The sequence below is a fragment of the Streptomyces sp. NPDC051569 genome (assembly GCF_044454085.1).
In the GTDB taxonomy this organism is placed as follows: domain Bacteria; phylum Actinomycetota; class Actinomycetes; order Streptomycetales; family Streptomycetaceae; genus Streptomyces.
The window spans coordinates 35,165-50,129 of sequence record NZ_JBITDJ010000024.1; the positions used below are offsets into that span (position 1 = coordinate 35,165).

Sequence of the window (14,965 nt, forward strand, 5' to 3'; positions counted from 1 at the left end):
CCAGAACTTCGCCCACCAGCACCGGGTGGCGGCCCTGGCAGGAGCCCGGCTCACCACCAGGCGATCAGCGTGCCGATTCCGACGCACGCCAGGGCGACGACGGCGAGCACGACGGCGACACATCCCCCGATGAAGAGACCGTCGCCGGTCACCGAAGGCGGGTTCGGCGGCTCTTCGAGGACCGGGTCCGCCCGGTCCCATACGACCTCTCTGCCCAAGGACTCCGACGCCGCGGCCCGTACCGCGGCGAGTTCCGCTCGGGCGAAAGCGGTTCCCGCCGCGGATTCCGGGCCGTGCCAGGCCAGCGCCCGCATACGGTCGGCCGGTGTCCGGTAGTGCGCCTCGAACGCGGCCGTCTCCCCCGGGTGACGGCCGGCGTCGAGGTAGCCCCAGCGTCCGGCCTGCGCCGGCTCGCCGAACTGACGGTAGACACCCGCGAGCCTTACTCGCAGTGTCAGGTCCGCCGGGAAGGAGGACACCAGCCCCCGCAGGCGCTGACGCGCCATCGGGAGACGGCCCGCCGCGAGGTCGTCATCTATCTTGGCCAGGGTTTTCTCGACAGTCACGGTCACTCATGATCGCTTCGGCCGGGAACAAATGCCACCGGATTGCGGCGTCGCCCCGAAGGGGCACCCTGGCCGCCGGTTCCCGCGTCTCAGGCGTGCAGGCGCAGGCGCTGTCCGGGGTAGATGTGGTCCGGGCCCTCGTCGAGGATGTCCTTGTTCAGCTCGTACAGGGCCTCGGTGCCGCCGGGTACGTCGGCGCGCTGCGCGATGACCGAGAGGCAGTCGCCCCGCTCCACGACGTAGGTGTGCCCGTCGGAACCACCCAGGGCGCCGGAGCCGCCCGACGCATGGTCGGCACTGCCGGAGTTGGAGGAGCCGGAGGAACCGGAGGAGCCGGAGGAACTGAGGCTGCCGGAAGAGCCGGCGGAGTTGTGGGGGCGCCGCGTCGGCTCATGGGCTGTCGGCGGGGGCTGGTACGGGGCACTGCCGGAGGTGGTACTTCCCGGGCGGCCGGCGGCACCACGGCGACCGCAGGTGGGCCAGGCGGAGAGACCACGGTCCTGGACGATGCGCTCGCCGACGGCGATCTGTTCGTCCCGTGAGGCGAGATCGGCTCGGGGGGCGTAACGCTGCCCGCCGTACGCACGCCAGGTCGACGGCGCGATCTGCAGGCCGCCGTGGTAGCCGTTGCCTGTGTTGATGTGCCAGCGGCCGTTGCTCTCGCAGTCGGCGACGCGTTCCCAGTCGGTACCCGACGGGCCTGACGGCCTGACGACCGCCGCGGTGCTCCGGCCGGCGAATCCGAGGACGCTCAGCAGGATCAGGAGCAGGCACAGGCCCGCTTCGACGGACCGCTTGGCGAGGGACGACGACATGAAGGAGAACGCCGTGAAGGGGGACGCCGTGGATGAGAACGGCATGGATGAGGACGGCATGACGGTATTCCTCCGCTGTGCTCCGGTGTCGCCGTGGCGCGGTGATCGCCACGGCCGGTGGGCACACACCAGGTAACCCGCCAATATGGTTTTCAGTGGGTCTGATGAGTCCGACGTGCGGCTCTTTCACCCGGGTGGGCGCCTCGGCCAGGACTTTTCGTCATGCGCCACCTCGCCGGGGTACGCGTGGCCGCCTGCGCGCCCGCCCCGCCGCAGAAATGCGGTGAGCCCCCGGCTGCCGTACGTGTTGCCGATGGTCGGACAAGCGCCGTGGCCGCCCGTGCCGAAGGGGCACCCGGCCGCCGAGGGTCCCGCGCGTTGCCGGGGCGCCGGGGTGCGGAGTGGCGGGAACTCGAAGATTCTGGATCACCAGGGCGTCGGAGGAGCCCCCGGCGGTGATGGGGCCGCTCCTGCGGCCCGGCGCCGAACGCTCGGCGTGGCACGGACATGGCCCCGGTCAGGCTCGTGGGGCGCATGTCCTCCCGTGCTGCTCCTCGGCGTGGCGGCGGGCCCGGCTCAGTGCTTGCTGAGTTCCCAGAAGCGGAAGACGGTCGAAGCGTCCAGCGTCATCTCCAGCCCGGTCACGCCCTCGTAGGCCACCGCGTACTGCTTGCCCTGCCAGAGCGGCAGGATCGGCACGTCCCGGGCGACCTGATCCTGGAGCTCGCCGAAATCCTCCTCGGTGGCGGCCCGGTTGGCCCGGGCTGCGGTCCCCGGGATGATGCGGTCCGTGATGTCGCTGTTCTCGTAACCGTTCTGCAGGACGTTGTCCTTGCCGAAGAACGGCTGCGTGAAGTTGTCCGGGTCCGGGTAGTCAGGCACCCAGCCCTTCACGTAGACGCCGTACTCGCCGGCCGCGATGGCCTCCTCGTACGGCCCCAGCGGGACCGACTTCACGGTCGCCTTGAACAGCCCGCTGTCGTTGAGCTGCTGCGCGATGGCCCTGAACTCCTCGTCGGTGGCCGGTCCGTAGCGCGTCGGCGTGGACCAGAGGGTCAGCTTCACCTTGCCCTTGATGCCCTCGGAGCGCAGCGCCTCCTCGGCCTTGTCGGGCTGCGGGCTGCCCCCGTACGCCCCGAAGAAGGCCGTGTTGTGGGCGGTGATGCCCGCCGGGACGATCGAGTACAGCGGGCTGGCCGTGGACTCGTAGACCTGGCTGACCAGGGCTTCGCGGTTGACGAGATACGCGATGGCCCGGCGCACCCCGAGCTTCCCGACGACCGGGTCCTTCATGTTGAACACGAGATGCTGGACCTCGGCGCTGGAGCCCTCGACGACGTCGATGCCCTGGTCGGCGGCCGTCGCGGAGTCCCGCAGGGTCGAGATGTCGTGGGCGGTGAGACCTCGGTAGGCGAGGTCGATCTCGCCCTTCCGCAGGGCCGACGCCAGAGCTTTCTGGTCGCCCTGGAAGAAGTTGAGGGTGATGCCGGAGTTCTTGACCCGGGCGGACCCGTGATAGTCGGAGTTGACCGAGAAGACGGCTTTGCTCTCGTTGAGCGATTCGAGTTTGTACGGTCCCGAGCCGACCGCCTTGCCGTCCGTACGCAGGCTGCGCGCGGGATACTCCCGGTGGTCCACGATCGAGCCGGCTCCCGAGGCTATCTTGCTGGGGAAGGTGGCGTCGGGCACCTTGAGGTGGAAGACGACGGTCTTCTCGTCGGGTGTGGCGATGTCGTCGATCGTCGAGAGCAGCGGCGCGGGCCCGTCAGGGTCGTTGATGCCGATGGCCCGCTCGAAGGAGAACTTGACGTCCTCCGAGGTGAGGCTGTGGCTGTTGCTGAATGTCAGGCCGTCGCGCAGCCTGCACCGGTAAGTGGCCTGCCCGTCCTCGAACGCGCACGACTTCGCCGCTTCGGGCTGGGGGGTCGAGCTTCCGCCACGGAAGCTGAGCAGGGACTGGAAGACGTTGTTGAAGACCAGCCAGGACCCCGGGTCGTAACCCGAGGCCGGATCCGTCGCCAGGACGCCGTCCGACATGCCGACGACAAGGGATTCGCCGGTGCCTCCACTGCCGAAACCGCCGCTGCTGCCGCAACCGCCCAGCAGGACCACCGCGAGCCCGGTCGCGACCGGGACGGTCGTCCACCTCACACGTGCCATCACAAATTTTCGCCTTCGCGCTTTCGGCCGGCCGCGCGGGGAAGGTCCGCGCTTCCGGAAGGGGCCAAGAAGTGCCGCTCCGCTCCCACGACCCGGCCCCGGTACGGGCTCGCGTCCGAGTACTGCTGCCCCGCCATCAGGAGAGGATTCACTCCCCGTGGACGGCGATGGGACCGGAGCTCCGCGAAGGTGTTCGACGCGGAGGCACTGGCGCCGAGATTAGCCGCAGGACACAAGGGCGTTGGAGCCGACCCGAATTGACCGGCCGACAGAGAGGCACCGGTGCGGCCGGTGCGGCTTCGGTATGCGGAGAAATGGGGACGGCCCCACCGGAAGTCCGGTGGGGCCGTCACGTGTGCCGCGTGCGGGCTCTCCCGATCACTCGCGGTGGCCCTGCCGGAGACGCCCGTACGGGGGAGGGACCGGCTGCCCCTCCCCCGTGGACGACTACCTCCTGCCGCCTGCCGCCTGTCGGCGGACGAGCGTCAGGTGAGCTTCACCTGCTTGCGGGACGAGGTGCTGGCGAGGAAGTTCCCGTTGCCCGAGTAGACAGCGGTGACCGTCGCCGTGCCCTTCTTCTTCGGCAGCGTGATGGAGAAGCTGATCACGCCCTTCTTGGCGGCCGACAGGCTGACCTTGCGGGTCGTGGTCTTCCCGCCGACCTTGGCCGTCACGGTGATCGTGCCGGTCGGGTAGGCGGCGGCGCTGTGGCCGCCGACCACGATCTTGACGGTCTCGGACTTCCCCTGGCCCAGCTTGGTCCTGGAGAGCGTGAGCGACGTCGTCGTCTTCGCCTTCACGACCGTGAGCTTCTGCGACGCGATGCCGCTGGGGGCCACGGTGTCGGTGCCTGTGAAGCGCACGGACACGGTGTGCGCGCCGACGGACAGCGACGCGGGCAGCGTGAACGTGCCCGCCCCGGTCGACCCGACCTTCGCCGTCAGCGATCCGGTCCCGTACGACACGGTCACCGTGCCGTTCTTCGCCCCGGCCACCGAGAAGACACCGGAGGCCGCGTGACCGTAGCTCGCCGACTTCGACACCAGGGCCATGGCGATGGAGCTCTGGCCCTTCGTCAGCACCAGCTGCACCGGATCCGACGTCGAGGTGTCCGAGGTCGCGGTGCCGCCGAAGGCCGCGGTGAAGCTGTGCGTCCCGTCCTTGAAGCCGGCCGCCACCTTCAGGGAGGCGGAGCCGCCGGTGACCTTGGCCGTGCCGAGGACGGCGGTGCCGTTCCGGAAGGTCACGGTCCCGCCCTCGGTGCCCTGACCGGCGACCGTCGCCGTGAAGGTGACCGCCTCGCCGATCTTCGGCGCGGTCGGGCTGAGGCCGAGCGCCGTCGCGGTGGTGGCGAGTACCTCGACACCCGCCGTCCCGGTGTAGCCGGAGCCCGCACCGGTCGCGCTGAGGGTGGCGGTCCCGTAGGGCTGTTCTGCGGGGACTGCGGCCTGGAAGGACACCGTGCCGTCGCTCGCGGCGACCGCGCTGCCGAGGACCGCCGAGCCGAGCGTGAACGCCACGCTCTCCCCGTCGCGGTAGCCGGAACCGCCGACGGTGACCGTGGCCCCCGGCTCCGGCCTGGCGTCGCTGACGCTCAGCGTGCCCGGCCGGGAGAGCGCCTCGTACTCGGCGCAGGCGTCACCCTGGACGCCTGCCGCCGGTGCGGCGACCGCCGTCCCGGTCAGACCGTCGTCCTCGCGCACCGTGATGGTGCCGAAGTCGGCTTCTCCCAGTACCGCGTTGGCGGAGTTGGAGACGCCGAGCTTGTACGCGGTGGTGGCGGCCGCTCCGGCGAGGCTGTCGCCCACCGCCGGGATGTCGACGACCTGGCAGGTCGTCCCCGGGGCGAAGGTCACCTTCCGCATGGCGAGCCCGACCTTGCCGGTCGCCGAACCGACCACCGTGAGGTACGCGGAGACCGGGGAGGTGCTGGCCTCCGACAGGTACACGGCGGCCCCGGCCGCACCCGGGCCGTTGCCCTCCTCGGTCACGGTCGACGCGACATTGACGCTCGTCCGCTTCCGCGCGCCCGGTGTGCCCAGGCCCTTGTCACCGAAGACGAGGTCGGAGAGGTACACGCCGCCGGCCGGCACACCGTCGGCGCCGACGGCCCCGGTGAAGGTGACCCGGGTGACGTGCGTCAGGTCGAGCCCGGCCGCGGCGAGCGTCGCGGTGGGGACCCGTACCTGCTGGAGCACGATCTTGCCCAGCTGCGAAGCCCCACTGGCGGGCATCCTGGTGACGCCCCACGGGTTGAGCCCGGACACCGGAGCGCTCCAGGTGCGACCGGCGGAGTCGGCCACGCTCAGCGTCATGTCCGTGCCGGTGGTGACGCTCTCGTCCGGCGACATGCTGACGGTCATCTCGTCGTAGCCCGACACGTTCTGCTGGGCGGCCGGCAGCGTCACGCCGAGCGAGCCGGTCGTGGCAGTCCAGGTCAGGTGCGTCATGACGTTCAGCGGCACGTTCGGCGCGAACGACGCCGGAGTCCAGTACGGCAGCTGCTGGTTGGTGAGGGTGCTGCCCGGGTTGGTGCAGAGCGGATACGGCTGCGGCACGGTGCGCCCGGACTTGTTGGCGCAGATCGTCGCCGCCGCCGTCGCCGAGGTGCCGATCAGCGGGCTCGTGGTCATGAAGGAGGTGACGTCGCGGCGCGTGGAGGACGGCTGCTGCGCCACCGTACGGACATCGGCGAAGCCGGCCACCGAGGGCGGCAGCAGTTGCGAGCCGTCGAAGAGCGCCCGGAACTGGCTCCGGCCGCCGAGGGTCGCCTCGAAGAACCCGGAGATGTACGCGGCGCCCACCTGGTACTGCTGCTCCGCGGTGAGGCGGATGTTCTTGCCGGAGGCCAGGGCCGTGGCGTTCGTCCCGCACACGGCGTCACCGGCGCTCGACCAGTCGTCGGAGCCGCCCGGGGACGGCGGGGTCCACCAGGAGTTGAAGAAGTTGTGGTCGGCGCCCATGACCCAGACGTCGGAGCGCAGCACGTTGTCGGAGAACGCGTTCCGCGAGTCCGCGTAGAAGTGCTGCCCCTGCTGGTCGGACACGTCGCCGTCGCAGTAGGGCAGCATCGTGGTGGTGGCCACGTCGGGCAGGGTGGTGCGGGTGAAGTCGACCGGCGCCAGCGGCAGGACGGACGTGATGTTCCAGGGCTGCGGCAGAGCCGCGTTGAGCGCCCCGGCGGCCACGACGCCTTCGCCGCCGCGCGAGTGTCCCATCAGCCCGATCGAGCCGAAGTCCATGGAGCCGACGAGCCGCGCCGGTGTCACCGTACCGCCCGGGTAGGTGGCGTCCCCGGCGGTCAGCGCCTGCTCCAGGGAGACGTCCTGGCCGCTCGCCGCGTCGCGGTACGAGATGGCCTCGCCCGCGTTGGCCTTCTTCAGCATGGTCAGCGTGTCGAGGACGAGCTGCCCGCGAGCCCGCGCACCGTTGTCCGGCGCGAGCTGGTTGTCGTTGGAGTTGATCGCGTTCGCCGAAATCGACACCACGGTGACGCCGTCCGCCGCCAGTGCCTCGGCGGCGCCGTCGTACCCGGCGTAACTGAGGATCGGGGCCGTGCCCGCCGCGCAGGGCCAGCCGCTCGCGCCCCGGAGGGTGGTGGTGTTGTAGCAGGAGCTGTGGCGGCCGTGCATGAAGATCGCCACCGGGTGCGGTTTGCCGTCGGTGGGCAGGTAGATACGGCCCTCGAACTCGCCGCGGATCCCGCCGATGCCCGCGAGCGGGATCGACTGGGCGCCGAAGTTGTAGTCGGCGATCGTGTAGGACCCGGTGCCGATGGTCGTCGGATCGTCGGCTGTCGTCCCCGAACCGCCGATACCGCTCGCGCTCCCGTTCACCCTCGCGCCGGCGCCGGCCTGGGCCGTGGCCTCGGTCAGCTTCCGCGCCTTCGCCTGGGCCGAGGCCGACAGCAGCGTGGTGGGGCCGGTGGCGGTGCTGTTGCCGCCGGTGGACCAGCGCCAGGTGATCTTCTTGGCCTCGGCCACCGAGGCGTCGGCCGTCGTGACCGTCAGGGTGTGCCCGTCGACGGACTCCACGGCCGGACCGAGGTCCGTGCCGTCGGCCACCAGTTCGGGCAGGTCGCTCTTGACGGGAAGAGCCGTGTCCAGTTCCAGCGACACGACGTATCCGCCGGCGGCCCGGGTCACCGTCCATCCGTCGCCCGAGCGCACCACGGACGCGTCGGGTCCGGTCGAGGCGGAAGCCACCGGAGCCCCGAGCACCGACAGCGTACTCAGCGCCACCAGTCCCGCGACTCCTCCGGCGAGCGGACGCAGACGCGTCCGCATGGGTCTTGATATCTCCACGAGTGCCTGACCTCACTTTCGAGTGCGCAAGCGATAGCCGCGCAATTGATCGACAGCCGGGCAAACGTTCACATCTCAACTACCGGGAGGGAAGGAGGAAACCCAGATGTTCCCTGTTTTTGATCGTCACGTCATGTAAACAGCCCTGAATCAGCCTTTGCCGGGATATCTCGGACACAGGCTCTGAGCTGCGGTTTTGCGAAACGTGTTACATAGCGCGGTCCGGGGTGGCGGCGGACCGGTCGACCGGACGACTCAGTGGCTGAGCGCGTTCGCCCCCACGATGACCAGCCCGAGCAGCAGGTCCACCCCTCCGGCCCGGCACGATGCCGGCCAGCCCCGGCCCGCCACCCGCGCCGCCCACAAACCCCAGCCGAACAGCGCCACGGTGTTCAGGGTCAGGGCGAAATTGATCGCGGCGTTCTCCCCCCACCACCCCACGTACGCGCCGAGCAGCGCCGCCGCGGTGGGCAGCACGGCGACCACCAGCGGCCACTCGGTCAGCATGGAACGCACGGCGTTGGCCGTGATCGGCGCGTGGTCGGCCACCTGGTGGGCGATGGCATGGGCGTAACCGTGTGCCATCGCCGACGTCAGCGCCCCCAACAGCACCCAGACCACGTCGTATCCAGGATCCGCCGGCCCGCTGTCGTGCCCCAGGGCGGACGCGAGAGTGCTGGCGAGCACGGTCCCGTACACGCCGCCGAACAGCAGCCGCTGCAGCGGCTCGGAGCGACGGCGGGGAGGTACGCGACGGAGAGAAGCACCACCGGAAGGGACGCCGCCGGAGGGGACGCCGCCGGAAGAAGCACCCCCGGAAGGCACGGGATCGCTGGGGCTGTCGGGCAAGGCGCCACCTCCCGAGGCGAGGGAAACATTCCGCTTCGGGAGATGTAACAGCACGCGCGACGGATCGGGCGTCCTTGGCACCAGCGTGCCTCCGCGCGGTTTACGCACCGGCGGCGAACGTCCCACCTCACAGGTCGAGAACCACGCTCCCGGCAGGCCGCGAGCAGCAGATCAGCGCATCGCCCGTGGCCGGCTCGTCGATCGGTTCCGGGGAGTAGTCGACGTCGCCCGACAGCAGCGCCGTCTCGCAGGTGTGGCAGATCCCCGTACGGCAGGCCCACCGGGTGGGTACGTCGCACGCCTCGGCGAGTTCGAGAAGGCTCTCCCGGTCCGGGCTCCAGGGGACGGTGAGGCCGGTGCGGGCGAAGGACACCTCCGGGCCCGTGCCCGGGTGATCGTCGGGCTGGTGCGGCGCGCGCGTGGCCCCGGCCCCGGAGACCACCCCGGGCGTCAGACCCGCTTCCGCGCCGAAGGCCTCCGTGTGGATCCGGCCGCCGTCCAGCCCCGCCGAGCCGAGCGCGGCCGTCAGGTCGCTCATGAACGCCGTGGGGCCGCACAGATACGCGTCGGCGTCCGCCGGCAGCCCGAGCCCGCCGACGAGTCCGGCGGATAGCCGCCCCCGGGCGGTGTAGTCGAGGCCCGCCCGGTCGTCGTCCGAGGGACGGCTGTAACAGACGAAGAAGTGACTGTCCGTCAGCCGGTCGAGCAGCGCGCGGCTCTCCCGGGCGAAGGGGTGCTCCGTACCGTCGCGCGCGCCGTGCAGCCACCACACCTGCCGCGCCGACCGCGCGTCGGCCAGCGCGTGCAGCATCGCCATGACGGGCGTGGCGCCGACCCCGGCGGACAGCAGCAGCACCGGCCCCTCGCCGTCCCTGAGGAAGAACGTGCCGCGTGGCGCCCCGACGTCGAGGGTGTCGCCGACGCTCACCCGCGTATGGAGGAGCCCGCTGGCCGCTCCGTGCGGTTCCCGCTTCACGCTGATCCGGTACCGGGCGGCGCCGGGCCGGCCGGAGAGCGAGTAGTTACGGATCAGCGGCGCCCCGTCCCCAGCCCCCTCTCCGTCCCCCGTCCCCTCTCCGTTCCGGGGCGGCAGCCGCAGCGTGAGGGCCTGACCGGGCAGCGGGGGTGGCAGGGGCGAGCCGTCGGCGGCGGCCAGCCACAGGGAGACGACGCTGCGGCTCTCCGCGCGGATCCGGGTGACGGTGAGCGGCCGGAATCCGGCCCAGGCAGGCGGCGGACCGCTCGCGGCCTGCGCCAGCCCCGCGTTGCCGGCCCCGGCACCGCTCGTCCCGGCGGGCTGGTGGTCCGCCTGTTCGCGAAGGGCCTCCAGCGAAGTCCGCCAGCCGGGGCTCAGGGCCGGGACGCGCAGCGCGCGGTCGACGCCGTCCCGGGGGTGCCCGGGCAGGTAGAGCAGCGCGTCGATCTCGGCGACCGTCATCCCGGCGGGATCGGAGTGGACCTTGACGATCTCCTGCCCGGCCTCCACCTCCCCCTCGGTGACCACCCGGAGATAGAAGCCGGGCCGCCGGTGGGACACGAGCAGGGCGGCCATCCGGGGCTCGCCCATCCGCAGGCCCACCCGGTAACACGTCACGCGCGGCTGGCTGACCTCAAGGACGGCACCGCCGACGCGGTACCGGTCACCGATGCGGACCTCGTCGTCCGGCAAACCGTCGACCGTGAAGTTCTCCCCGAACTGTCCGGGCACGAAGTCGTCGCGGCCCAGTTCCTTCGCCCAGTACCGGTACGAGTCGGTCTGGTAGACCAGCACGGCCCGCGACTCCCCGCCGTGTCCGGCGAGATCCCCCTGGCCGTCTCCGTCGATATTGAGCCGCCGCACCATCCGGGGCCCGGTGACGGCCCGCTTCCACACCCCGGTACGCACGGTCCGCCCGCTCCAGGCGACGTCCTGCGGCATTCCCACGTTCACTGAGGTCAGCTTGGCCAATGGTCTCGCCTCGCGTCGGATCGGGTACTTCCACGCTAACAACGCGGGCCGGGGTACGCGGCCTGAGCGCGGTCCAGGTGCGGCCTGAGCGAAGCCGGGGGCACCACGGGGGCGTCGACGGCCCATGAGGCACGACAATCTGTACCGAGGTGCGAGCGCGCCGCACGTGAGAAGGGGCAGGGATGGCCGCACGTGAGAAGGGGCAGGGATGACAGGGCACGGGCAGCGGATACCCGAGGAGTATCTGAAGGGATATCCCCGCATCCTCACGGCCGTCGCCGCCACCGGGCGGCGCCTCACCCGGGAGGAGATCCGGGGGCGGCGGGCGCTCGGGGAGCGGGCGGCCGAGGCGGGGTACGGGTTGCGGGGGCTCGTCGGGGCGCATCTCGCCGCCGCGCGGGCGCACTGGCCCGAGATGAACGCGACGAGCGGCACGGACGCCACGAGCACCATGGCCGCCATGAACACGTTCGACAGCGTGCTGGCCGCCGTGGAGCAGGCCGTGGACGCGTTCGCCGAGGGGTACGAGCGGGCGCAGCGGCTGGCGGTGCGGCAGGAGGTGACGGCGCGGCGGGAGTTCATCGACGACCTGTTGTACGGGCGCAGCGATCTGACGCGGCTGGCGGAGCGGGCCGAGCGGTTCGGGCTGCGGTTCGCGCACGCGCACACCGTGGCGGTCGCCGAGGGACCTGAGGCGTACGACGAAGGGCACGAGGTGCCCCGGGCCGTGGAGCGGGCCCTCATCGGGCGGTTCGGTGACCGCAGCATTCTCCTGACCACCAAGGCCGGCCGGCTGGTGTGTGTCGCGCCGGGGGACCAGGACGAGGTGCTCCGGTACTTCGCCAAGCGGGCGTACGCGGCCACCGAGGGCGGCCGGGTCGCCATCGGGCGCCCGCAGCCCGGGGTGGGAGGGGTGGTGCACTCGTACGAGGAGGCGCTGAACGTCCTCGACCTCGCCGAGCGTCTCGACCTGGAGGACCCCGTGCTGCACGCCGCCGACCTGCTCGTCTATCCGGTCCTCGCCCGCGACCGGCAGGCCCTGACGGAGCTGGTCGTCAGCGCGCTCGGCCCGCTGGAGGCCGCGCGGGGCGGCGCCCAGCCGCTCATCGACACGCTCACCGCCTACTTCGACGCGGGGTGTGTGGCCGCCGAGGCGGCGCGGCGGCTGTCGTTGAGCGTAAGGGCGCTGACGTACCGCCTGGAGCGGATTCACCAGCTGACGGGCGCGGACCCGGCCGATCCCGTGCATCGCTACACCTTGCAGACGGCGGTGATCGGGGCCAGGCTGCTGAACTGGCCCGCGGAGACGTTCGTGGAGTCGGCATCAAGAACGCGTTAAGACTGCCGGGTTCCGGCAATGTCCTCGACTGCCCGGGGATGAGAAGATCGTTGCGGTCAAGGGGAACCCGCAGCAATGGGGGAGGTGGGTCCGATGACATTTTTTCTTGGTCTCGGCATCGCGGGGATCGTGCTTCTCGCCCTGTCGCTCGTCTTCGACGGGGTACTGGAAGGTCTCTTCGACGGGGTCGGCGCGCTGGACGGGATCTTCGACGGTCTGCTGTCGCTGCCCGTCATCGCCGGTTTCGTCTCGATGCTCGGCTTCGGCGGCGCGATCGTGCTGGGCACCACCGATCTCGGTCCCGGGCCCGCCGTCGTCACGGGGGCGGTGGCGGGTCTCGGGGCCGCCTGGCTGACCTGGAAGTTCAGCCGGGCGTTGATGCGCGATCAGACCACCGCCACGCCTCGGGGCGACGATCTGGTGGGCACCACCGGGACGGTGGTCACCGCGATTCCGGTCTCGGGATACGGCGAAGTGATGCTGCGGCTCGGCGGACAGCCCGTCAAGTTCAGCGCGAAGTGCGCACAGCCCGTGGAGTACGGCGCCGAGGTGTGGGTGGAGTCGACGCTGTCCGCGACATCGGTCTCCGTACGGCTCGTTCAGCGCTGACCGCCTCCCGCCGGGCCGTAGCCGGAACCTGTCGGCCGAAAAGCCGTGGCCGGAACCGTCGGCCGCCCCGTCGAACGCCGGACGCTGATCGTCTCGAACGCCGGACGCCGACACCGATCGTCACCGCACCATCTCGCGGGACCTCCCGCGAACCGAAGGGGAGAGAGCCATGAGTCCAGTCGTCATCGCCGTGCTGGGGGTCGTCGTACTCGTCGTCCTGCTGGCACTGGTCGTCATCACGCGTTACAAGGTCGCCGGGCCCAGCGAGGCGTTCATCGTCACCGGGCGCCGCGGCAAGCAGGCCACCGACCCGTCCACCGGACGGGTGTTCACCGATGTCAGCGGCCAGAAGGTCGTGGTGGGCGGCGGCGTCTTCGTCGTCCCGTTCGTGCAGCAGAAGTTCACGCTCGACCTGTCCAGCCGGCACATCCCGGTCGCCGTGCGCGGCGCGGTCACCCTGCGCGGCGTCAAGGCCCACCTCGAAGGCGTCGCCATCGTCAAGGTCGGTGGTACGGAGGACTCCATCCGGGCCGCCGCGCAGCGGTTCCTCCAGCAGCAGGGCGGCATCGTCGGCTTCACCCAGGAAGTGCTGTCCGGCGCGCTGCGCTCCATCGTCGGCCGTATGTCGGTCGAGGACATCATCCGCGACCGGGCCGCGTTCGCCGGGCAGGTCGCGGAGGAGGCGGAGGCGAGCCTGTCCGGGCAGGGGCTCGTCCTGGACGCGTTCCAGATCCAGGACATCACCACCGAGGGCTCGTATCTGGAGGACCTCGGCCGCCCCGAGGCCGCGCGGGCCAAGCAGGAGGCCGACATCGCCGAGGCGGTGGCGCGCCGCGCCGCCGAACAGGCCCGGCTCAAGGCCGAGGAAGAGATCGCGATCGCCCAGCGGACCTTCTACCTGAAGCAGGCCGAGATCAAGGCGGAGACGGACGAGGCGGCCGCGCGCGCGGCCGCCGCCGGCCCGCTGGCGCAGGCGGCGCGGGAGCAGGAGGTGCTCAGCGAGCAGGAGAAGGTCGCCGAGCGCCAGGCCGCGCTGACCGACCGCGTCCTGGACACCCAGGTGCGTAAGCCCGCCGACGCGGCCCGCTACCAGGCCGAGCAGGAGGCCGAGGCCCGGCGAATCGCCCAGGTCAAGCAGGCCGAGGCCGACGCCGAACGGTCGCGGCTGACCGGTGAGGGTGAGAAGGCGCACCGCGCGGCGCTCGCGGCCGCCGTACGGATCGAGGGCGAGTCGGAGGCCGCCGCGATCGGCGCCAAGGGTGCGGCCGAGGCGGAGGCGATGCACAAGAAGGCGGACGCGTTCGCGCGGTACGGCGACGCGGCTGTCCTCCAGATGCTCGTCGAGGTGCTGCCGCAGGTGGTGGCGAAGGCGTCCGAGCCGCTCAGCGCGGTGGACAAGATGACGGTGATCTCGACGGACGGCGCCGGGCAGCTGGCGCGTACCGTCGCGGACAACGTCGCTCAGGGCGTCGAACTCCTCAGCTCCACCACGGGGGTCGACCTCGCGGAGCTGCTCAAGGGCATGACGGCGGGCCGGACGGCGGGCAAGGCCGTCGTACCGGCGCCGGCGACGGGGGCCGTGCCCGCGACGGAGGCGAACGGGAGCGCGGCCAACGGCCGTATCGAGGTGACGGACTGACCGCCTGCCAGGCGTGAGGTGCGAGGTGTGACGTGTCACGCGAGGTGTCGCGTGAGGTGTCGCCTGAGGTGTCACGCGAGGTGTCGCCTGAGGTGTACGGCGCCGGTTGACGGGCGTACGGCACCGGCGAGGGGCCCGGTCGGCGAGCTGTCGACCGGGCCCCTCGCCGTACGACCCCGTAAAGTGCCCGGATGCCGTCGTACAGCATTGGCCAGGCAGCGGGGCTGCTCGGGGTGAGTCCGGAGACCGTCCGCCGGTGGGCCGACAGCGGGCAGCTGGTCATGGAGCGGGACGGCTCGGGCAGCCGCGTGATCGACGGCGCGAGCCTCGCCGCGTTCGCCAAGGACCGTGCGGCGGGGCCGCGTCCGGTGCCGGACGAGGTGCTCACCTCGGTCCGCAACTCCTTCGCCGGGATCGTGACCGCCGTCGTGGTCGATGACGTGGTCGCCCAGGTGGAGATCCAGTCCGGGCCGCACCGGGTGGTGTCGCTGGTGACCCGGGAGGCCGTCGAGGAACTGGACATCCAGGTCGGTACGACGGTCACCGCGCGGGTGAAGGCGACCGACGTGCACATCGACCGCCAGGGCGTGTTGCCGCGACCGTAAGGCCCCCGACGGTGAAGTCCCGCCTGTGAGGACCCTGTTCGGGGGGAACGCCTCACATGAGCGAGGCGGAACAAGGGCCTTGGCTGGTATATGAGGTTCCGCCGACCGGCGGCCGGGCATCACCTGGATAC

Annotated in this window: 10 protein-coding genes; 4 read left to right on the top strand and 6 right to left on the bottom strand. The window is 71.3% G+C overall.

Going from position 1 to position 14,965, the window contains the following annotated elements:
* Nucleotides 1-50: 50 nt before the first annotated feature.
* From ACIBAE_RS26025 to ACIBAE_RS26050, 6 genes are all read right to left on the bottom strand, one after another.
* A complete protein-coding gene (locus ACIBAE_RS26025; RefSeq protein WP_399289904.1) occupies nt 51-566 on the bottom strand; it encodes a DUF6584 family protein in 516 nt (171 codons plus the stop codon).
* Nucleotides 567-655: 89 nt separating this feature from the next.
* Entirely contained in the window at nt 656-1,441 is a 786-nt protein-coding gene (locus ACIBAE_RS26030; protein WP_399289906.1) for a transglycosylase family protein, read from the bottom strand.
* A gap of 516 nt (nt 1,442-1,957) precedes the next feature.
* Nucleotides 1,958-3,541, bottom strand: coding sequence for an ABC transporter substrate-binding protein (locus ACIBAE_RS26035; protein WP_399289908.1), 1,584 nt, complete (start codon nt 3,539-3,541; stop codon nt 1,958-1,960).
* A 485-nt stretch (nt 3,542-4,026) separates the two neighbouring features.
* Nucleotides 4,027-7,782, bottom strand: coding sequence for an Ig-like domain repeat protein (locus tag ACIBAE_RS26040; protein WP_399289910.1), 3,756 nt, complete (start codon nt 7,780-7,782; stop codon nt 4,027-4,029).
* A 318-nt stretch (nt 7,783-8,100) separates the two neighbouring features.
* A complete protein-coding gene (locus tag ACIBAE_RS26045; protein WP_399289912.1) occupies nt 8,101-8,532 on the bottom strand; it encodes a hypothetical protein in 432 nt (143 codons plus the stop codon).
* 289 nt (nt 8,533-8,821) lie between these two features.
* Nucleotides 8,822-10,624 carry an MOSC domain-containing protein gene (locus tag ACIBAE_RS26050; protein ID WP_399289914.1) on the bottom strand — a complete coding sequence of 601 codons (1,803 nt, stop codon included), beginning with the start codon at nt 10,622-10,624 and terminating at the stop codon, nt 8,822-8,824.
* A 226-nt stretch (nt 10,625-10,850) separates the two neighbouring features.
* Between ACIBAE_RS26050 and ACIBAE_RS26055 the strand changes: the two genes are divergently transcribed.
* The 4 genes from ACIBAE_RS26055 to ACIBAE_RS26070 all read left to right on the top strand — a co-directional run bounded on the left by ACIBAE_RS26055 (nt 10,851) and on the right by ACIBAE_RS26070 (nt 14,834).
* Entirely contained in the window at nt 10,851-11,981 is a 1,131-nt protein-coding gene (locus ACIBAE_RS26055) for a PucR family transcriptional regulator (protein WP_399289916.1), read from the top strand.
* Nucleotides 11,982-12,074: 93 nt separating this feature from the next.
* Nucleotides 12,075-12,590, top strand: a complete 516-nt coding sequence (locus tag ACIBAE_RS26060; RefSeq protein WP_399289918.1) for a hypothetical protein — start codon at nt 12,075-12,077, stop codon at nt 12,588-12,590.
* 169 nt (nt 12,591-12,759) lie between these two features.
* Nucleotides 12,760-14,229, top strand: a complete 1,470-nt coding sequence (locus ACIBAE_RS26065; RefSeq protein ID WP_399289920.1) for a flotillin family protein — start codon at nt 12,760-12,762, stop codon at nt 14,227-14,229.
* A 191-nt stretch (nt 14,230-14,420) separates the two neighbouring features.
* Nucleotides 14,421-14,834 carry a molybdopterin-binding protein gene (locus ACIBAE_RS26070; RefSeq protein WP_399289922.1) on the top strand — a complete coding sequence of 138 codons (414 nt, stop codon included), beginning with the start codon at nt 14,421-14,423 and terminating at the stop codon, nt 14,832-14,834.
* Nucleotides 14,835-14,965 lie beyond the last annotated feature (131 nt).